The organism is Marinobacter sp., assembly GCF_048269445.1.
Classification (GTDB): domain Bacteria; phylum Pseudomonadota; class Gammaproteobacteria; order Pseudomonadales; family Oleiphilaceae; genus Marinobacter.
In genome coordinates this window covers 294,691-312,976 of the sequence record NZ_JBLXIQ010000004.1, presented here as the reverse complement: position 1 = coordinate 312,976, position 18,286 = coordinate 294,691, and the positions used below count along the sequence as shown (strand labels likewise).

Below are 18,286 nucleotides of genomic sequence, written 5' to 3'. Positions count from 1 at the left end.
TCTCCTTTAATTCTCTTGTGTCAGTTCGTGCCCAACATTACCATATCGGTTTTATTCGGACGGAGCTTTTATGATTACGGGTAGCCTTGTCGCACTGGTCACGCCCATGCATCCAGACGGTGAAATTCACTGGGAGGATCTGGACAAGCTGGTAGACTTCCATCTAGAAAACGGCACACACGGTATCGTAGCTGTGGGTACTACTGGCGAGTCCGCAACACTTGACCCGAAAGAACACTGCCGGGTTATCGGGCACATCATCAAACGTGTGAACGGGCGGATTCCGGTTATCGCCGGTACCGGTGGTAACAGCACCCGTGAAGCCATCGAACTGACTACCGAAGCCCACAAGCTGGGCGCCGATGCCTGCCTGCTGGTCGTGCCTTACTACAACAAGCCGACCCAGGAAGGCCTGTACCGTCATTTCAAGGCCATTGCCGAAGCCGTCCCGGGCATGAGCCAGATGCTCTACAACGTACCCGGCAGGACCGCCTGTGACATGCTCAATGAGACCGTGCTGCGCCTGGCAGACATCCCGAATATTGTCGGCATCAAAGATGCCACCGGTAATATTCCCCGGGGTGCCGAACTGATTGAAGCTCTGGATGGGCGCCTTGCAGTCTACTCCGGCGACGACGCCACAGCAGCTGAACTGATGCTTGCCGGCGCCAAAGGCAATGTTTCCGTTACCGCCAACGTTGCTCCAAAGGGCATGTCGCAGATGTGCGAGGCGGCGATTGCCGGCAATCGTGAGGAAACAGAACGACTCAACGAGTTGCTGATGCCTCTGAACCGGAAATTGTTCCTTGAGGCAAATCCGATTCCTGTTAAGTGGGCCCTGCACCGCATGGGAATGATTGGAGAAGGCATCCGCTTGCCGCTGACACCGCTCAGTGAAAAGTTCCACAGCGAAGTGGAAGATGCCCTCAAGGCCTCAGGTGTACTCTGAGTTTGCTGAAATCGTCCCCGACCCGGAGTAACCTGATGCAGGTTCTACAAGGAACCGGTAATACCTTGATGTTGAAACCCGTTGTTGTATTGACCGGGCTGTTGCTGGTGGCAACAGTTTCCGGATGCAGTATGGTTGAAGACCGATCCGAGCGTTATGTAAGCGCGAAGGAGGGGCAGCCGCTCGAATTGCCGAAATCAGCTGATGATTCCCGGTTCAGCCAGACTATGCCGATCCGTGAGGTCAAACCGGCTGATGCCAGCAAAATGTATCCGTCTGATATTCCGCGTCCGCCGGACATGACGTCCGACATCCTTGATGAAAACTACGTAATCGAAGAGCTTGATGGCAGAGCCTGGCTCCTGGTGAACGATGTGCCTGGGCGGATCTGGCCGGCCGTGAATGCCTACATGGCCGAGCGCGGCCTTGGCGTGGCCCTGGAAAGTCCTCAACTGGGCATTCTGCAGAGTGAACTGGCAAACTTCAGCAAACGAGCCCGTCAGTTGGTGGAGTTGCCCGATGATCCTTCCGCTGAAGAGCAGAAGGTGGTTGTCCAGGTTCGCATTGCGCCTGGGGTTCGGCGCAAGACCACGGAAATACAGGTGCGGAAGCTCGACGTTGCGGACGAGCCAGGTGACCTGATGCCCTGGACCGGCGTTTCTGACCCTTCTGATCAGGCGCTGACTTTGCAGAAACGCCTTCTGGCCGACATGGGTGAGTTTCTCAGGGCCCGGGAAGAGAGCAAATCCTTTTCCCGAGCCGCATCCGGGATGGTCAGCGATCCGCTTGTTCGGCTGATTTCGGAGAACGACGAGGCCGTCGCTATTCGAATGGAGCTGGATTACGGTCGCTCCTGGGCGGAAGTGAGCCGGGCGCTCACGGATTCCGACATCCCCGTTGTGGATCTGAATCGCAGTGAGGGGTGGTTCCAGGTGGATTTCCGTACTGAAGACGAACGGGATCCCGGCTGGTTCAGCTGGTTCAGCGACAAGGATGCACCCAAGCATACTCATACGGTGAACCTTACCCAGCGAAACGGGGCGATCGTGGTCTCTGCGGAACCTGCATCGGGTTACACTGGCAGCCGGACGACGCCGGATCTGCTCTTACAACTATTCGATTACCTATACTGATTCAGAAAGGGGCCGCCTGATGCGGCCGCTTTTCGGAGACCCCTGATGGAAAAACGTGAAGAACTCTATGCCGGCAAGGCGAAATCCGTCTATCGTACAGACGACCCCGAACGGTTCGTGATGGTATTTCGCGATGATACCTCTGCCTTTGACGGCGAGAAAAAGGAACAGTTGAACCGCAAAGGCATGGTGAACAACAAGTTCAATGCCTTCATCATGGAAAAGCTGGAAGCGGCTGGGGTTCCCACCCACTTTGAAGGGCTGCTGTCTTCCACCGAATCACTGGTCAAGAAACTGGACATGATTCCGGTTGAGTGTGTGGTTCGAAACATCTCCGCCGGCAGTCTGTGCCGCCGCTTGGGCGTGGAAGAAGGCCAGGAGTTGAATCCGCCCACTTATGAGCTGTTTCTGAAAAATGATGCGCTACATGACCCGATGGTCAACGAGTCGTTGGCTATCAGCTTTGGTTGGGCAACCGCTGAAGAACTGGCTCAGATGAAAGCGCTAACCTACAAAGTGAACGATGTTTTGAAAGCCTTGTTTGACCAAGCCGGGATGCTGCTGGTGGACTACAAACTCGAGTTTGGCCGCAGCGGCGGCGGGATTGTTCTGGGTGACGAGTTCAGCCCGGACGGCTGTCGGATCTGGGACAAGGAAACCCGCAAGAAAATGGACAAGGACCGCTTCCGGCAGGGCCTCGGTGAGGTTATCGAAACCTACGAGGAAGTGGGCCGTCGACTGGGAATCCAGTTCGACTAATTGAAACTGACAACAAATCATAAGGGTGTGTAATGCGTAAACTGATGCTTGCTGTAGGCGGTTCACTGATTCTGGTGACGCCTTTGTCCCAGGCAGATGTAGTGGGCCTGGGTGCCAGCGTAAGTTACTGGGATTCTGATCTGTCCGGTGAGGCCGGAACCAACAACGACGTGGTTGATGTCGAGAATGATCTGAACCTGGACAGCGACTCCAATGCCAACGCTTCACTGTATCTGGAGCATCCGGTACCGGTGTTGCCCAATGTTCGCATCAACTACACACTGGTTCAGCAAAGTGGTCGGGGTGAAGTTGGCCTGGCGGGCTTCGACGGCGTTACCGGTGATGTTCAGTCCGATCTTGACCTGGAACAGCTCGACCTGACCCTGTACTACGAAGTACTCGATAACTGGGTCAATCTGGATCTGGGTCTGACTGCCCGGGATCTCTCTGGTGAGCTGCTGGTACAGGAAATTGGAGGCGGTCAGCAGGTCAGCAAAACCAAGGTAGATGGCGTCGTTCCCATGGGCTACGTGGCCGCTCGCTTCGATCTGCCATTCACCGGTGTATCCGTCGGCGCAGAAGGCAACTTCATCAGCTACGACGGCGATTCCATGCACGATTTCAATGCCTTCGGCCAGTACGAGATTGCCCTGGTCCAGTTCCGGGCAGGCTACCGTCAGATGGCGATTGATTTCGAAGACGGCAATGACCGCCTGGATGTCGAGATTGGCGGTCCATTCGTGAGCGCGGGTGTGGCATTCTGAGGCTGGTTTTGATCTAAGGAGAGACACTTGAAGATTCTCGTAACCGGTACCGCGGGCTTTATCGGATCACATCTGGCTCACCGCCTGCTGGACAGGGGTGATGAAGTGATCGGCGTTGATAACGTCAATGACTATTATGATGTGAACCTGAAAGAAGCCCGCCTGGAACGTCTGATCAGCAAAGCGGGCTTCACCGAAGTCCGTGAGGATGTGTCTGACAGGGCTGCCATGGAAGCGCTCTTTTCCAGGCACAAGCCGGAGCGGGTCGTGCATCTGGCAGCGCAGGCCGGCGTGCGTTACTCCATCGAGAATCCGAACGCCTATGTAGACGCCAATCTGGTTGGTTTCATGAACATCCTTGAGGGCTGCCGTCACAACAGCGTGAAGCACCTGGTGTACGCGTCCAGCAGCTCCGTGTACGGCGCCAACGAGACCATGCCCTTCTCGGTGCATGACAATGTAGACCATCCTCTGAGCCTCTACGCGGCGTCCAAGAAGGCCAACGAGCTGATGGCCCACACCTACAGCCACCTGTATAACCTGCCGACCACCGGTCTTCGGTTTTTCACGGTCTACGGTCCCTGGGGCCGGCCGGACATGGCGTTGTTCATTTTTACGAAGAAAATCTTGGCAGGTGAACCCATTGATGTATTCAATCACGGCCACCACCGCCGGGATTTCACCTACATTGATGACATCGTCGAGGGCGTGATCCGCACCCTGGATCACGTGGCCGAGCCAAACCAGGACTGGAGTGGCGCAAAACCGGATCCGGGCACCAGCAAGGGGCCATACCGTCTCTACAACATTGGCAGCAACAACCCCGTGGAGCTGTCCCGTTTCATCGAGATCATCGAAGAAAGGTTGGGCAAGAAAGCGCGGAAGAATCTGCTTCCCCTGCAGCCAGGGGATGTTCCGGCCACCTATGCCAACGTTGATGATCTGATTGATGACGTCGGTTACAAGCCCTCCACGACGGTGGACGAAGGTATCGCCCGGTTTGTGGATTGGTATCGGGACTTCTACAACGTTTAAAGCAAAGGGCCAGCAATCGCTGGCCCTTTGCTTATGTTTCACCCGGTCACGGAGAAACTCACGATATGCATGTCGCAAAAAACTGGTTCCTGATTGGGTTGCTCGTCGGTCTGGCCGGCTGTACCAGCGTTCCTGAGGGGATCAAGCCGGTGACGGGTTTTAGCGCGGAGCGCTATCTTGGAACCTGGTATGAGATTGCCCGTCTGGACCATTCTTTTGAACGCGGCCTGAGTAATGTGCGTGCCAAATACAGTCGTAACGACGACGGCAGTATCAAAGTCATCAATCGAGGTTACAACGCCGAAGAGGGCAAATGGGAAGAAGCTGACGGTCGAGCGGTGTTCGTGGAAGATGAAAACACCGGCCACCTGAAAGTGTCGTTCTTTGGGCCGTTCTATGCCTCTTACGTCGTCTTTGAGCTGGACAAGGAAAACTATTCCTATGCCTTCGTAACAGGCTACAACCGGGAATATTTATGGTTCCTGTCACGTACCCCGGAGGTCAGTGAAGAAGCTATTGAGGCATTCAGGCAGCGGGCCAGGGCAGAGGGATTTGATCTGGAAGAGCTGATAATGGTGGAACAGGATCGGGTAGAGTAAACCTTGCACGCATCGAAAAGCCTGTTCTTTACGGAGCCAGGATATTACGCGTTTGGTGTCTTTTGTAACTGATTTCTTCCGATGTGAACTCTGGTGGGTGCTTGCTTTCTCGGCTGAAGCTTCTCGAACGCCTCCCAGTTGAACTCTCCCGCCGAGAGGATTGTGTCCTGGCGCACAATGAGCTCTACGGACTCATCGGCATCTTCGTAGTAGGTAGTGATGTTAACTTTCAGTGTTTTCTCATCCCGGTAGCCGCTCATCATTGGCACCAGGGTCACTTCCTGGTATGCACCGCCATTCTGGGATGGTTCGGCACAGGCTGCAACGTAACCCACGTAAACCTTTCGGTCGTTCATTGATAGCATTACAGCTTTTCTCGAATGCATGGCCTTAAACAGTAGGTAGTCCATTGGCGAGTCGGCGAGGAGCTTGCCGGTGACTGGCACCTTGATGTTCCAAGTGCCGTGCCAGAGCGCCTGCCATAGGTACGCCCGGATCTTGAGCAGATCTCCGGCAAACCAAGTGGCGATACTCAGCAATATGAACCACGTCCAATTCATGGCAACCTCGGTCGAAGCCACCCCCATCGAGGCAATGGACTTACCGATATAATCAGCCAATGAGAGTGAAAGGTGCCATCCCCAAAAGCTGATTGCGTCCGGCAGGCATTCGTGTAGGAGATAGACGATTATTCCGGCCAACGCAAAGCATTTGAGGCCCATTGTGGCACTGGATAGGTATAGACGTTGGCCCTGATGGCGGGCGTTAGCGAGGCTTTCTACGGGATGGATCAGGCTGGCACGGTAGCCAGCTACGAGGACCGGAAAGATGAGAAGAAAAAGCACCCGGCCCTCCCTGGACGCATGTTAATTCGCGGTTCCGGCAAACTCTTTCATTTTTACAGAGAACGCCTTGTATTCCTTGGACTCCCGAATCTTATTCGGGTCTAGGCGTACCGTACCATCACCAACCACGTGCATATCAGGGTTGGGGTATTCTTTCCGCATCTGGTGAAGTTTACGATCCTCTTCACTGAAGAACATACTCAACAGAGACATACCGCCTCCCATTCACGATTATTTGACTATATTACACCATATTTTTTTGCGACTTGCATAAAAGGATCACCCGTGGTTACTCCAGTTTATACAATCCACGGAGCCTACTAGCGGTGTTGTCGTGCCTTGTCTTGTCAGCAGTCTGTTCTTGAATTCAAAGATAGATGAGATTTGGTCTTGGGCGCAGGTAACCAGACACAAAAAAAGCCACTCGGCTTGCGCTCTAAGTGACTTTTTTACTTGCAGGAATGGTAGGACCAGGCAGATTTGAACTGCCGACCTCTGCCATGTCAAGGCAGCGCTCTAACCAACTGAGCTATGGTCCTGTCTCCTGCAACGGGGACGAAATATACTGATTCCTCTGATGTTGGTCAACCACTTTTACGCGGTTTTCCGGCTCCGCAGCTTTTCCTTAATGACTCTGCTGAGCACCGCCCACCGGTTCACGATTAGTGCTGCGAAGATCAGGCCGCATCCCGCCAGCTGAATGCCGGTCATGGTCTCGCCGAACCAGCCTGCGGCGAACAATGCTACCCAAACTGGTTCCAGGACCAGAATCACTACGCCATGGCTGTTTGCGGACAGGCTTTGGGCGAAGGTCTGGATCAGGAAACGTCCGGCGGTACCAACTACTGCGCTGGCCAAAACCCACCAGAACAACAGAGGATCCGGGTTGCTCAGAGTTGGCTGCCATTGCTCAAGAACCATGGATTCCACAAGGGTCAGCAGGCCTACCGTAAGCAGTGCCAGGGCGGTCAGGGGCAGGGCGGGCACTCGGTGCTTTTCCACGGTTTGGCCGCGCCGGTTGACCACTGTCCTCTGGTTGGCCGCCCGGGTGTTGAGGGTGAAATACAGGGCAAAGATGCTCGCTGCCATCACGAAGAAAATCTGGCCTGCCTCTGGCTGAAAACCATTCTTCAGAGAGAGCAGGGCAAGCCCGGCAACGGCGATGGGTATTGCCAGCCAGGTGCTGGGCGGCTGCGCTTCCCGAAATACCAGCCGGGCAATGATGGGCACAATAACAACACCCAGGCTGGTCAGAAACGCGCCTTCACCCAGGCTGGTGCCATGAAACAGACCCATCACCCAGCAGGTCATGGCCGTGCCAAACACCAGGCCCACGCCGACGCAGCGGCGGACCTGATCCCGGCTGAGGGCCATCAGGGAACGGCGGGCAAAGAAAGCGAGTATACCGCCGGCAATCAGGAATCTGGCAGCCATGAACATCAGCGGCGGCATCAGCAGAACGGCTTCTTTGGAAAACATCCAGCTGATGGCCGCAAACAGGGTAACGACAACCAGTAACAGATCGGATTTGTGCGCGTCAGACATTGGGTAATCGCTTTGCCGGCAACCGGTGAATCAGTGGGAGAAGCGAGTCAATGTATAGTTTGCGAACTAAAAAGAAAAGATGGGTGAAAATGCGAAGGCAGGAAAAAGCTCGTCCCTGAGCCCAGCCTTCCTTGCTGATTCGTTGTTTCAGTGGCTTCAGTTGTTAAGAGTGCTGTACACCAGGTTCGACATGTCGGTCTGGTCTGAACCCGGAACCTCAATATACCGGTCACCCGATCCCCACCATTGCCACCAGGCCCGTTGATTGTAGGTACGACTGGCGAAATCCACCCGCAGTCCATTCAGGGTGGTGTTGTTAACCACTGGTACGGAGATGTTGCCGGTCTCGGATCCGAGCACACCACTGTGAGTTACGCCCTCGTTCATCAGCACCGGATAGTGGTTGTAGTAAAGACCATCAGGACCATTCTGACTGGTTACTTTACCGGCCAGGCTGACGCTCGAGGAGCAGGAATCAATTCCTTCCGCGGTGGTGGCACCGCAGGCAGAATGTGTGGGCACCACGCCATCGTCGGTCCCGGCAATAAATGGCTTGGTGATACCACCGTAGGATGAGCCACCGGCCACAAATCGCAACCGCGGAATCGAATTCGGGCCCACGGCCAGGTTGCGGGCCGTGTTGGTTTGCAGATCGTTTACCACGCCCAGTTTGCCGGGTTCGGGTTCGATGCCGGTGAATGCCTCCACCGCCGCGCGGAGGGGCCAGTTGTACCAGCTGTCGTTATAGGCAAGGCTCAATGCCAGGTTCGCCAGCTCAGTACCACCGCCGGCGCCAGAGTAGTCTATGGCTGCCAGGATTCTCAGTGGTTGCAGCCCTTCAGACTGAAGCCAGCGAGCCTGGTTTTCCAGTAGGTAACGGGCAACCAGATCGCCGGTGGAGTGGGAGACAATAATGCAGTAGTTGTTGCACACGCCCTGCTGGCTGATTTGGCGCAGTTGCTGATAGGCTTGCTGGGCGATGCTGCCCTCAACCCGACCGTCACTGGCCCAGTCAATACGGGCCTCCGAACGGGACAGCCAGAACGTTCGCCAGTAGCCCTCGCCGGCGTCCTTTACCTCTTGCAGATTGGCAGGGGGACTAGCCAGGTCCTCCTGTTGAAAGCCATGCACCAGCACGACGTTATGCCCGGCCAGCTGGGCCTGGGCGGTTCCGGCAAACAGACCACCCGTTATGGTGACCGCCAAGGCGGCCTTACAGGCACTTCCGATCATTGTTGTTTTCATACGTGCTCCGTCTTTGCTGAATTATTGTTGTCACAAGACGTTTCTCCGCCGCTCGCGGCGGTACATCCCGGCGTCAGCCGGTGCAGGGTCAGGGCCCTGTCATCAGAACTTGTCGGCAAGCTGCCGGAGCAGCGCCGCCCGTTGTTCCGATTCGGGATCCACCGCCGGGGTATCGGTCAAATCGTCGAGATCCGGTGGTGTGAATACGTAGCCTTTTTCGGGTCCGAACGCATAATTGGTCCGGTCGCCGGGTCTGGCGGGCAGCTGGCGTATCTGGATATGACGCAGCTGGAGCTGACCGACCCCGGGCCTGTTGGCCAATACGGTGCCGTGGGCTTTGAGGTTGATAGTGTCTGATGTGCCGTCCAGCCGCTGCTCCATCTGCAGCTGGGCAACAGGGCGCTGACCGGAGTACAGCTGGGCGGAGAGTGCATAGAAACCCGGCGTCTCGGGCGAAAACCTGACCGGAATAATCAGATTATTGTTACTGACGTGAGGCTCACCGAGCCCCCGGAATTCGCCGAGATAAGGCTCGATGGTAAGCGGAGATGCGTGACGAACGGGCCGCCCGTCAAGGCGAGCCTCCACGATCAGGCGGTATTCGCCGGGCTCTTCGCTCGCCTCCAGTGTTCCCTCGAAATAGCCCGCCGAACCGGCTTGCTCAAGGGTGGTACTGGCAACAGCCTCCCGACTGTCCGGTTTTTCAAGAGTTGCGGTGAGTGAGCGGCCAACAACCTGGGAGCCCTGAATGACGGCGGCGACAAGAATCGTTTCGCCCCGGGTGAACCGGTATTTCTCGAGCGTGACAGTAAACTGCCCGTCACCCTCCAGCGGAAGGCTGACCGGCTCGTAGCGGTTACCCTGGTAGGCCTTCGCCTGTGCTTCGCTGAGGGGGACGGACCAGGCCGGGTAGCGGGTAGACTGTTCGTACTGCTCAGCAACACTGGCCAGCATAAACCCGAGGGCATTGTCGGCGGGTGGCTTGGGCGGCTGGTCAATGGCCGGTGAAACGTCAGGGGCGGCGGAGGCGGCTTTCTCTGCAATAGCGGAAGGCGCTCCGATGGCCAGGTCGGTAAACCATCGAAACGCTGAGCGATTCTCGTCAGACAGGATATAACCCATCCCGACCACGCTGGTGGATAACAGTGTCAGAAGCAGCAGTGCCTTTCGGGCCATGCGCCGGTTTCCTTTTCGCTTTTTGTCCTCCTAAACATAACGGGCTTTAAGCCGGACCCCAATAATCAGGCCCGGTCATGTAACAAAATGTGTCGGCGTTGTGATGCGAGTCACATTCTCGGGCGTGGAGACTCAGAACATCCCGGATTCCCGAATCGCCTCAAATCCGAACCGCAGGGTGACGTCATCACCAACCATGGCCTTATCGATGCCGTAAGTCATGCCCCAGTCACTGCGTTTCAGGGTGGTGGAAGCACTGATGCCGAGGGTGTATTCCTCGTGCCCGAACGGGTAAACAGCGGCCTTGTTCAGGGTAACGTCCAGCACCACAGGCTGTGTCTGGCCGAGCATTTCCAGATTGCCGGTAACCGTGCCCGTATTCTCCCCGGTGGTTTCAAAGTCAGTGATGGTATAGGTGATATCCGGATATTTCTTGCTGTTCAGGAAATCCGTGCCGCGCACATGGTCATCCCGCTTCTCATGGTTGGTGTACACACTGTTGCTTTTGAACACCAGCTGGCCCGAGCTGAGTTCCCTGGCTTCTTCGTCGTAGACGAACTCGCCTTCAACTTCCCGGAACATTCCCATCACCGGGGCATAGCCAATGTGCATGATTTCGAACACGATGGAGAAATGTTCGTCGTCAATCACAAAGGTTTTTGGTTCTGCCATTGCTGCGGGGCTGAGTGCCAGAGCTGCCGGGAGGGCGAGGGCCGAACGGAACAGGGTTTTTCGATTAGGAAACATCATGAGAGTCTCTCCTTTGATAGAGCCAGCGGATATCCAGATAAAACGACCACAGGAGCAGGGCAAGCGCCGTTGCGAGTGTGGCACTGGCAAACAGGTCATTTACCGGCGGCAGTACCGCCACCAACAGGGTCACAATCTGCCACACGCAGACCGTTTTGCGTCGGAAACTTTCCGGAAGCGGGCGGTTGAGCCAGTCCTGAAAGCGGCCGGCGCCGACAAACGCGTATCGCACAAGGCCGAGAGCCAGCACCCAGATGCCCGCTTTGTCCAGAGCCAGAACGGCGACACACAGACCAAGGATGAACAGCGCATCCAGCTCCATGTCGAAACGTGCGCCGAATTCGCTCTGGGAGCCGGTGGCCCTTGCCACCTTGCCGTCAACGCCGTCCAGAATCAGGGCCAGCAACGCCACCCAGCCGTATAGCCAGAGACTGCCCTCGATCCGGTTCGCAAAGGGGGCCAAGGCCACCAGAATAATCACCAGGCTGCTTCTTAGCAGGGTTGCCCGGTTAGCCCAGCCAAAATCCCTGGCTGGAGGCCAGTAGCGAAATACGCAGCTGGCAACAGCGCCATAAAGCACAAACACGAATGCAAAGAACAACGCCGGTGGATCGGTGATCCAGCCAGCTGCGAGGCTGAGGGTGAGCACAAGACCAAATCCCCAGGCCAGCTCCAGCGGGAGCGGAATCCTGATTAAAGCTGATTGGCCGTTAGAATCCATCACCGAACTCCAGCGTATAGGTTTGCAGGCACCAGATACCGCGGATGCGTTGTACACTGACTATAGTTGATATGTCTTCCCGTGATTACGAGCGCAGACCGCATTCAGACCTCAAGGTTCAGCCGGGCACAATGTGGTTGTGCAGCGGCGCCGCAGAAAAAAAGGAGTTTCGATTGCAATCCAATTCCGATGGTCAGAACCCCGAGAAGTTGGCCAGGGCCTGGTGGGTAACCGGTGCCGGCAAGGGCGAAATTCTGGAAACGCCACTAATGGCACCGGGGACTTGCGACAGCGCCGATTTTCTTACTGTTGAGTCACTTTACTCCGGTATCAGTCGAGGCACCGAATCGCTTGTGTTTCATGGCCGGGTGCCAAAAACAGAGTACTGCCGCATGCGAGCGCCCTTTCAGGAAGGGGACTTCCCCTGGCCAGTCAAATATGGCTACGCCAGCGTCGGTCGTGTTGTCGAAGGGCCCGCCGAACTGCTCGGGCAAGTAGTGTTCTGCCTCTACCCCCATCAGGACCGCTACAGGGTGCCAGCGGCCGCAGTGACGCCGCTGCCTGCGGGCCTGCCGCCAGAGCGGGCGTTACTCGCAGCCAATATGGAAACCGCCGTCAACGGGCTGTGGGACGGTGCGCCCGCTGTTGGTGACCGCGTTGCCGTGGTTGGTCTTGGGGTGGTCGGGCTTCTCGTCGCCTGGCTTGCGAGCCGTATTCCCGGCACCCGGGTTACGGCCATCGACACCAATCCCGACAGGCGGGCAGTGGCCGAAGCTCTGGGGCTCACCTTCAGCAGCGAATCTGGTCCCGATGATCACGATCTGGTGATACATGCCAGCGGGCAACCATCCGGCCTTGAAACGGCGCTGGGTCTGGCAGGCCAGGAAGCCACCATTGTGGAAATGAGCTGGTATGGGGACCAGCCGGTGTCCGCGCCGCTCGGTGCGGCCTTTCACCCTCGCAGACTGACTCTGAAGTCCAGCCAGGTGGGCCAGATCAGCCCGGCCAGGGTGCCTCGGTGGGATTACAGGAAACGCCTGGCGCTCGCACTGGAGTTACTGCAGGACGAAGCCCTGGACGTCCTGATTACCGGTGAGTGCCAGTTTGATGAGCTGCCGAAATCCATGCCACGAATTCTGATTGATGGCCGGGAGACACTGTGCCACCGGGTCGTTTACTGACCAGAAATGACCACCTACCTTGTCACCTACTGAGGAGACGCTATGTTTGGCCTGACCGTTCGGGACCATATGATGATTGCCCACAGCTTCCATGGAGAGATCTTTGGCCCGGCCCAAAAACTCCACGGCGCTACCTACGTGGTGGACGTTACCTTTGAGCGCCATCAGCTCGACAAGGATGATCTGATTGTGGACATCGGCCTGGCCTCCGAAGTCCTCAAGGAGATCCTGGCCGAGTTCAACATGCAGAATCTGGATGAGTTGCCGGAACTGTCAGGCCGGAACACCACCACCGAATTCATGGCCAGGATGGTGTTCGATCGCATGGCCGCAGCTATCCACGAGGGCAAGCTGGGCGAGACCGGAAAGGGCATAGTCAGCCTGAAAGTCACCCTCGCTGAATCTCATGTCGCCTGGGCCAGCTACCATGCCGGAATCTGAAGCGCCGGGTTTCATTGAGTTTCTGGTTCCGGGGGACCCGGGACAGAACACCGGCGGCTATCGTTATGTGCGAAAGCTGGTGGAAGCGCTGAATGAACGCGGCCACAAGGCTCGCGTGACTGGCTTGCCGGGCCGGTTCCCGCGCCCTGATTATGACGCCCTGAACGCTCTGGACCAACAACTTGGCGCGATGCCGGATGGCGCTTGCGTGGTGTTGGACGGGCTTGCCATGGGCGGCCTCCCGGAGGTCGTTAATAAACATCACGAACGGCTCCAGTTGCTGGCGCTGGTGCATCATCCACTGGCGGATGAGACCGGCCTGAGTGAGGCTGACAGGGATTGGCTTTTTGGGGCGGAAAAGCGAGCTCTCACTTTCGTAAGCGGCGTTGTCACCACCAGTCGACCTACCGCAGCGCGGCTGGCGGATTACGATGTCCCGGCAGCAGCTGTCCGAGTTGCCGAGCCGGGTGTAACCGGAGTCGCAGCCCGGGCAAGTCCTGAAACCGAGCCGGCTCATAACCGGGTGCCCAGGCTTCTGTGCGTCGCTCATCTTTCGCCGAGAAAGGCCCAGCACCAGCTGGTCGAGGCGCTGAAATCCCTAAAGGCGATTCCCTGGCACTGCACACTGGCTGGTTCGGGCACCCGAGATGCGGTGTATGGAAAGAGTGTGCGGAAGTTGATCCGGGAAGCGGGCCTTGGAAGCCGCATCGAACTGACCGGCGAGCTGGGCGAAACTGAGCTGACGGACCTGTATCGGCAATCGGATTTTTTTGTGTTTCCCTCTCTCTACGAGGGCTATGGCATGGTGATCGATGAAGCCCTGGCGGCAGGCCTGCCTGTTATCTCCTCGGACGGTGGGGCCTTGGCCAGTACTGGGGCGCGGCCGGGTGTGGTTCAGTATTGCGCCGGCGATGTAAGAGCGCTGGCTTCGCGAATCAGATGCTGGCTGGAATCCCCGGAAGAGCTGCAACACGCCCGCAAGCTGGCGAGGAAGGAATCCAGACGGATCCGGTCATGGCAGGACACGGCCACCGATTTCATGGCCGCGATAGGGTATTTCAAAGGTTTTCAGCGAGACAGCCACCAGCATTCCGAGTTTGCCAGTGCCTGGCTGGCGGCAAGAGAGAGCGCCGACCACCGGGCACGTTCCCGGCAGCTGACTGAAACTCTCAACGGCTGGCTGTGTAAACGCTACGCAGACCAGGAACCCGAGAATCAGCACAAGCCCCTGCAGATAGTCGATCTCGGTACCGGGCGCGGTTCCAACGCGGTGTTTCTGGTTCCTGCCCTGCAGATGCCTCAGGTGTGGCTGGCCATTGATCAGGACGCCGGATTACTTCGGGAAGCGAAACAGCGTGTCGAAGCGCTGGATGTGCCGCTTGAGACGGAGATCGCCCTCCTGACTCCGGAAAATATGGAGCAGCATCTACCTCGGGAAGTCTCGTTGATCACGGCCTCGGCTCTAATCGACCTGGTCCCTGAATCCTGGCTAAGGGTGTTGGCCGATGTAGCGGTTGCCCGCAATTCTGCGGTGCTGATCGTGTTGAGTTATGCCGGGCGTTTTGACCTATTCCCGGGACACCCCGATGACTTGTTGCTCCGGAACCTGGTAAACCGCCATCAACATGGCGACAAGGGCACAGGCGCGGCCCTGGGTCCGGATGCGTGCGAAGTGTTGCGGCAGGTGTTGGGCGAACAGGGGTATCAAGTGGAACTTGCCGCATCCCCCTGGCACCTGGATGCCGGCGATGCGGAACTGATCCGGATGTTGATGGAAGGCTGGGTAGAGGCGGCGATTGAGCAGGATTCTGACTGCGGGCCAACGCTGACTGACTGGCTGGAAGTCCGAAACACCCAGTTGGCGGACGGGAGCCTGAGAGTCTCGGTGGACCATATCGATTTGCTGGCACTTCCGCCTGGTGAGGCATCTTGGCCGACCTGAACACCAGAACGGCACGATTAGCCGCTCGATGGCTATTTACCGCTCTGCTGGTCGGGCTTGTGGTCTGGTCAGTGGACGGCAGCGCACTGTGGCAGGAGCTGGGTCGTATCTCCCCGTTTGTTCTATTGCCAGCTTTCGCTCTCACCGTGTTGCAGGTGGCCCTGTCGGCCTGGCGCTGGCGGTATACCGTGGAACGACTGGGGCTATCGCTGCCGTTGAGTGCTGCGATTCGGGAATATTATCTGGCCACATTCCTGAACCAGGTATTGCCGGGCGGGGTGCTTGGGGATGTGAATCGTGCCTGGAGACACGGGCGCGAAGCAGGCGAACGGCTGTCTGCGATGCACGGGGTGGCCATTGAGCGTCTGTCTGGCCAGCTCGTGCTCGCCCTGGCCGTTGTCGTCTCTGTTAGCTGGCTATTTCAGGCTGGCCAGTTTGCGCCCCGGGCAATCGAGAACGGCCTCTGGGTTGTTACAGGCATCGCATTCCTTGCATTTACAGCCTGGGCGGCCCTAAGGACGGGGCTTTCAGGGGGGCTCTTAAAAGGATTGGCAGACTATCTTCGGCTCCTTCGCCGGGATCTTTTTCAATCATTACTGCGTTGGCCGGTCCTGCCGGTTCAGATTGGATCTTCCTTGCTGGTGCTGGCCAGTTATCTGGGCGTTTTCCTGTGCCTGGCCTGGGGGGCGGGGTATCTGAACAGCCTTGAAGCGGCGGCGGTCATTGTTGCACTGGGCAGTATTCTGCTGCTGAGCATGGTCATTCCCCTGACCCTTGCCGGCTGGGGCATCAGGGAAGGCGCCGCCGCTGTGGTCTGGCCTATGGTGGGGTTGCCGGCGGAGCAGGGGGTCGCTCTCAGTGTAGGTTACGGCGCACTAGTGCTTGTATCGAGCCTGCCGGGAATGGTTTTCATAGTCGTTGGAAAGTTGCGCTTGGCGTGAGCCAGATCGCGAAAAATCCAGGTCAAACAGCATGTCGCTGCCAAGATTGACCAGCTGCGCCCGTGGGCGAAGGGCATCGTCCAGAAAATCGATTTCCGGGAGTGAAAAGGCGGGCCGGCCGCTTCCAATAATCATGGGCGCGACCATCACATGCAGCCGGTCCAGTAAGCCTGCATTTAGGAACGACGAAACCGTCACACCGCCGCCTTCTACGAAGATCTTTCTCAATCCGAAATCTGCCAGAACCCCCAGAATCAGCCCGGGATTGACGGGTTCACTCGAACCTGCGTCCCCGAGGCAGGGCACTTCGGTAACGCCTGGCGCCAAAGCGGTGTGGTCCTGCTTTTGATAGGTGCCGGCGACAAGGCGCAGAGTTGGGGCTTCGCCATCGGTGAACATGAAATGGCCGTCTGGTACCCGACGATGGCGGTCAATCACAACTCGAACCGGATTCTGGCCGTGGGTGCGCCGAACGGTGAGGCGCGGGTTATCTGCGCAAGCCGTGCCGGCACCAACAATCACCGCGTCAGACAAAGCCCGGATCCGGTGGAGGTGGGTAATGCCTTCATCACAGTTAATGAATCGGGAACGGCCGGTGGCCGTCGCGATGCGTCCGTCCAGGCTTTGGCCAAGTTGACCGATGACTTTGGAGCTGCCATTCGCTGGTAAGGGACGACAAAGGGGAAGAAACACCGAGAGGAGATCCTGTGCCTCGGGGGTGGCGGGTTGAATCAGGTGCCATGACCCATGGCCGTTGAGCGTAATCGCAGCGGTGTCGGTGCCCGGCAATGGTAGTGTCACATTACTGCGATCTACTGCGCTAAGCACCAGCTCCCACGCCGAGTCGATATCCAGGGTTCTTGCGGCCATACACATCCTGTTCGGTTGTCGCCATAGTCAGTATAGGCAGATTGTGTATAAAGCTATATGTACGTTACATTTCCAGATTGATTCACTTGGCAGGGCATTTTCCGGGACACCAGTCCCGCGGTTCGAATGACGAGGTACATGGCCATGCAGGACTTGCAACCCATTCAGCACTGGGAGCCAGAGGAGCCCGAATACGACGGGCAGCTTGAGCTTCCCGGGATTGCCCTCGATAAAAGCGATGATCTTCTGTTGTCGCTGGATGAGCTAGAGGAAGAACTCGAGCGGGCGCAACTGACCGTGGAGGAGGTGGAACTGCTTCGCCGGTTCCGCAAAACGACCGCAGAAAACCGGCGAATGATTCTTCAGATCCTGGGCCGCTAAGCCACCCCTGAAGACTTACTTACCTTTCTTGTAAATATTCTCGTAAACGTAGTTGGTGGCTTCCACAAAGCCATCAATGCTGCCGCAGTCAAAACGGCGGCCCTTGAACTGATACGCCAGCACACAACCATTCTTCGCCTGTTCCAGCAAGGCATCGGTGATCTGTACTTCCCCGTTTTTTCCTGCTGGGGTGCGCTCGATAATGTCAAAAATGTCTGGCGTCAGAATGTACCTGCCGATAATGGCCAGGTTGCTGGGCGCATCTTCCGGAGCCGGTTTCTCGACCATGTCGGTGATTCGGTAAAGCCCATCCTTCATCGATTCACCGGCAATCACACCGTACTTATGGGTCTCGTCTGCCGGCACTTCCTCAATGGCAACAATGGAGCATCGGAACTGGTTATAAAGCTTCACCATCTGCGCCAGAATGCCGTCTTCGCCTTCCGGGCCGATACAGAAGTCGTCCGCCAGGACTACTGCAAACGGGTTGTCCCCCACGAGATTGCGACCGGTGAGGATGGCGTGGCCAAGCCCCTTCATCTGATTCTGCCTCGTAAAAGCAAAGCTGTTGTGATCAATGAGATCACGGATTGACGCCAACAGATCTTCTTTTCCGGAACCGGCAATCTGGTGCTCCAGCTCGTAGCTGATATCAAAATGGTCTTCTATCGCCCGCTTGCCACGCCCGGTCACAAAGCCAAATTCGTGAATGCCGGCTTCGGCGGCTTCTTCAACGCCGTACTGAACCAGAGGTTTGTTGACAATCGGCAGGATTTCCTTCGGCATGGCTTTGGTCGCCGGAAGAAATCGGGTGCCGTATCCGGCCACCGGGAACAGACACTTCTTGATCATAACGCTCGTCCTTTTATTCGCTGGGGTCACCGCTGTTTTCAGTCATTCGTCCGTGAAGGGGGACTCATTAACCATGCCAAGTGTAACCAAGTTGTTGGTTTAAATGGAGGCCCCCGTACTGAAGTGTAAAGAATCGTAAAAGCGGGCAATCCGTCAC

General features: G+C 57.0%; 20 protein-coding genes and 1 tRNA gene. 11 read left to right on the top strand and 10 right to left on the bottom strand.

The window, feature by feature from the left end:
• Window positions 1-70 precede the first annotated feature (70 nt).
• From dapA to ACN0XM_RS10430, 6 genes are all read left to right on the top strand, one after another.
• A complete protein-coding gene (gene dapA / locus ACN0XM_RS10455) occupies window positions 71-949 on the top strand; it encodes a 4-hydroxy-tetrahydrodipicolinate synthase (RefSeq protein WP_417566877.1) in 879 nt (292 codons plus the stop codon).
• A 35-nt stretch (window positions 950-984) separates the two neighbouring features.
• Window positions 985-2,082 carry an outer membrane protein assembly factor BamC gene (bamC, locus tag ACN0XM_RS10450; protein ID WP_417566876.1) on the top strand — a complete coding sequence of 366 codons (1,098 nt, stop codon included), beginning with the start codon at window positions 985-987 and terminating at the stop codon, window positions 2,080-2,082.
• A 45-nt stretch (window positions 2,083-2,127) separates the two neighbouring features.
• On the top strand, window positions 2,128-2,841 hold the full coding sequence (purC, locus tag ACN0XM_RS10445) for a phosphoribosylaminoimidazolesuccinocarboxamide synthase (protein WP_417566875.1): 714 nt from the start codon (window positions 2,128-2,130) through the stop codon (window positions 2,839-2,841).
• 32 nt (window positions 2,842-2,873) lie between these two features.
• Window positions 2,874-3,605 (top strand): TIGR04219 family outer membrane beta-barrel protein, encoded by a 732-nt coding sequence (locus ACN0XM_RS10440; RefSeq protein WP_417566874.1) that lies wholly within the window; start codon window positions 2,874-2,876, stop codon window positions 3,603-3,605.
• A gap of 27 nt (window positions 3,606-3,632) precedes the next feature.
• The gene (locus tag ACN0XM_RS10435) at window positions 3,633-4,640 is read left to right on the top strand and encodes an NAD-dependent epimerase (protein WP_417566873.1); all 1,008 of its coding nucleotides are present in this window, start codon (window positions 3,633-3,635) and stop codon (window positions 4,638-4,640) included.
• 65 nt (window positions 4,641-4,705) lie between these two features.
• Window positions 4,706-5,239, top strand: coding sequence for a lipocalin family protein (locus ACN0XM_RS10430; RefSeq protein ID WP_417566872.1), 534 nt, complete (start codon window positions 4,706-4,708; stop codon window positions 5,237-5,239).
• Between the two features lie 44 nt (window positions 5,240-5,283).
• Here ACN0XM_RS10430 and ACN0XM_RS10425 read toward each other — a convergent pair whose 3' ends face one another.
• From ACN0XM_RS10425 to ACN0XM_RS10390, 8 genes are all read right to left on the bottom strand, one after another.
• The gene (locus tag ACN0XM_RS10425) at window positions 5,284-6,084 is read right to left on the bottom strand and encodes a hypothetical protein (protein ID WP_417566871.1); all 801 of its coding nucleotides are present in this window, start codon (window positions 6,082-6,084) and stop codon (window positions 5,284-5,286) included.
• Between the two features lie 21 nt (window positions 6,085-6,105).
• Window positions 6,106-6,297, bottom strand: a complete 192-nt coding sequence (locus ACN0XM_RS10420; RefSeq protein ID WP_417566870.1) for a hypothetical protein — start codon at window positions 6,295-6,297, stop codon at window positions 6,106-6,108.
• A 249-nt stretch (window positions 6,298-6,546) separates the two neighbouring features.
• A tRNA-Val gene (locus ACN0XM_RS10415) sits at window positions 6,547-6,623 on the bottom strand.
• A 55-nt stretch (window positions 6,624-6,678) separates the two neighbouring features.
• Window positions 6,679-7,629: a DMT family transporter gene (locus tag ACN0XM_RS10410; protein ID WP_417566869.1), complete on the bottom strand. Its 951-nt coding sequence runs from the start codon at window positions 7,627-7,629 to the stop codon at window positions 6,679-6,681.
• Between the two features lie 156 nt (window positions 7,630-7,785).
• A complete protein-coding gene (locus tag ACN0XM_RS10405; protein WP_417566868.1) occupies window positions 7,786-8,874 on the bottom strand; it encodes a hypothetical protein in 1,089 nt (362 codons plus the stop codon).
• A 102-nt stretch (window positions 8,875-8,976) separates the two neighbouring features.
• Window positions 8,977-10,050 (bottom strand): hypothetical protein, encoded by a 1,074-nt coding sequence (locus ACN0XM_RS10400; RefSeq protein ID WP_417566867.1) that lies wholly within the window; start codon window positions 10,048-10,050, stop codon window positions 8,977-8,979.
• 132 nt (window positions 10,051-10,182) lie between these two features.
• A complete protein-coding gene (locus tag ACN0XM_RS10395) occupies window positions 10,183-10,800 on the bottom strand; it encodes a YceI family protein (RefSeq protein WP_417566866.1) in 618 nt (205 codons plus the stop codon).
• Window positions 10,787-11,521, bottom strand: coding sequence for a CDP-alcohol phosphatidyltransferase family protein (locus ACN0XM_RS10390; protein ID WP_417566865.1), 735 nt, complete (start codon window positions 11,519-11,521; stop codon window positions 10,787-10,789). The genes ACN0XM_RS10395 and ACN0XM_RS10390 overlap by 14 nt, the downstream gene beginning before the upstream one ends.
• Window positions 11,522-11,790: 269 nt before the next feature.
• Here ACN0XM_RS10390 and ACN0XM_RS10385 point away from each other — a divergent pair, with 269 nt between their 5' ends.
• The 4 genes from ACN0XM_RS10385 to ACN0XM_RS10370 are packed head-to-tail and all read left to right on the top strand — an operon-like array spanning window position 11,791 to window position 16,026.
• A complete protein-coding gene (locus tag ACN0XM_RS10385) occupies window positions 11,791-12,702 on the top strand; it encodes a zinc-dependent alcohol dehydrogenase (protein WP_417567085.1) in 912 nt (303 codons plus the stop codon).
• A gap of 42 nt (window positions 12,703-12,744) precedes the next feature.
• Window positions 12,745-13,143 (top strand): 6-pyruvoyl trahydropterin synthase family protein, encoded by a 399-nt coding sequence (locus ACN0XM_RS10380; RefSeq protein ID WP_417566864.1) that lies wholly within the window; start codon window positions 12,745-12,747, stop codon window positions 13,141-13,143.
• A complete protein-coding gene (locus ACN0XM_RS10375) occupies window positions 13,130-15,085 on the top strand; it encodes a glycosyltransferase (RefSeq protein ID WP_417566863.1) in 1,956 nt (651 codons plus the stop codon). The genes ACN0XM_RS10380 and ACN0XM_RS10375 overlap by 14 nt, the downstream gene beginning before the upstream one ends.
• Window positions 15,073-16,026 carry a lysylphosphatidylglycerol synthase transmembrane domain-containing protein gene (locus tag ACN0XM_RS10370; protein WP_417566862.1) on the top strand — a complete coding sequence of 318 codons (954 nt, stop codon included), beginning with the start codon at window positions 15,073-15,075 and terminating at the stop codon, window positions 16,024-16,026. The genes ACN0XM_RS10375 and ACN0XM_RS10370 overlap by 13 nt, the downstream gene beginning before the upstream one ends.
• Here ACN0XM_RS10370 and ACN0XM_RS10365 read toward each other — a convergent pair.
• A complete protein-coding gene (locus tag ACN0XM_RS10365; protein ID WP_417566861.1) occupies window positions 15,961-16,896 on the bottom strand; it encodes a RibD family protein in 936 nt (311 codons plus the stop codon). The two genes, ACN0XM_RS10370 and ACN0XM_RS10365, sit on opposite strands and share 66 nt — an antisense overlap.
• A 138-nt stretch (window positions 16,897-17,034) precedes the next feature.
• Here ACN0XM_RS10365 and ACN0XM_RS10360 point away from each other — a divergent pair, with 138 nt between their 5' ends.
• A complete protein-coding gene (locus ACN0XM_RS10360) occupies window positions 17,035-17,277 on the top strand; it encodes a hypothetical protein (protein ID WP_417566860.1) in 243 nt (80 codons plus the stop codon).
• 15 nt (window positions 17,278-17,292) lie between these two features.
• Here the strand turns inward: ACN0XM_RS10360 and galU are convergent, their stop codons facing one another.
• Window positions 17,293-18,129, bottom strand: a complete 837-nt coding sequence (gene galU, locus ACN0XM_RS10355; RefSeq protein WP_417566859.1) for a UTP--glucose-1-phosphate uridylyltransferase GalU — start codon at window positions 18,127-18,129, stop codon at window positions 17,293-17,295.
• Window positions 18,130-18,286: the final 157 nt, after the last annotated feature.

Excerpts from the sequence above, each read along its gene's own strand:
- ACN0XM_RS10390 (WP_417566865.1), bottom strand. The coding sequence starts at position 11,521 with ATGGATTCTAACGGCCAATCAGCTTTAATCAGGATTCCGCTCCCGCTG.
- purC (WP_417566875.1), top strand. The coding sequence starts at position 2,128 with ATGGAAAAACGTGAAGAACTCTATGCCGGCAAGGCGAAATCCGTCTAT.
- dapA (WP_417566877.1), top strand. The coding sequence starts at position 71 with ATGATTACGGGTAGCCTTGTCGCACTGGTCACGCCCATGCATCCAGAC.
- ACN0XM_RS10380 (WP_417566864.1), top strand. The coding sequence starts at position 12,745 with ATGTTTGGCCTGACCGTTCGGGACCATATGATGATTGCCCACAGCTTC.
- galU (WP_417566859.1), bottom strand. The coding sequence starts at position 18,129 with ATGATCAAGAAGTGTCTGTTCCCGGTGGCCGGATACGGCACCCGATTT.
- ACN0XM_RS10410 (WP_417566869.1), bottom strand. The coding sequence starts at position 7,629 with ATGTCTGACGCGCACAAATCCGATCTGTTACTGGTTGTCGTTACCCTG.
- ACN0XM_RS10365 (WP_417566861.1), bottom strand. The coding sequence starts at position 16,896 with ATGGCCGCAAGAACCCTGGATATCGACTCGGCGTGGGAGCTGGTGCTT.
- ACN0XM_RS10430 (WP_417566872.1), top strand. The coding sequence starts at position 4,706 with ATGCATGTCGCAAAAAACTGGTTCCTGATTGGGTTGCTCGTCGGTCTG.
- ACN0XM_RS10375 (WP_417566863.1), top strand. The coding sequence starts at position 13,130 with ATGCCGGAATCTGAAGCGCCGGGTTTCATTGAGTTTCTGGTTCCGGGG.
- ACN0XM_RS10385 (WP_417567085.1), top strand. The coding sequence starts at position 11,791 with ATGGCACCGGGGACTTGCGACAGCGCCGATTTTCTTACTGTTGAGTCA.
- ACN0XM_RS10440 (WP_417566874.1), top strand. The coding sequence starts at position 2,874 with ATGCGTAAACTGATGCTTGCTGTAGGCGGTTCACTGATTCTGGTGACG.
- ACN0XM_RS10360 (WP_417566860.1), top strand. The coding sequence starts at position 17,035 with ATGGCCATGCAGGACTTGCAACCCATTCAGCACTGGGAGCCAGAGGAG.
- ACN0XM_RS10400 (WP_417566867.1), bottom strand. The coding sequence starts at position 10,050 with ATGGCCCGAAAGGCACTGCTGCTTCTGACACTGTTATCCACCAGCGTG.
- ACN0XM_RS10420 (WP_417566870.1), bottom strand. The coding sequence starts at position 6,297 with ATGTCTCTGTTGAGTATGTTCTTCAGTGAAGAGGATCGTAAACTTCAC.
- ACN0XM_RS10405 (WP_417566868.1), bottom strand. The coding sequence starts at position 8,874 with ATGAAAACAACAATGATCGGAAGTGCCTGTAAGGCCGCCTTGGCGGTC.
- bamC (WP_417566876.1), top strand. The coding sequence starts at position 985 with ATGCAGGTTCTACAAGGAACCGGTAATACCTTGATGTTGAAACCCGTT.
- ACN0XM_RS10395 (WP_417566866.1), bottom strand. The coding sequence starts at position 10,800 with ATGATGTTTCCTAATCGAAAAACCCTGTTCCGTTCGGCCCTCGCCCTC.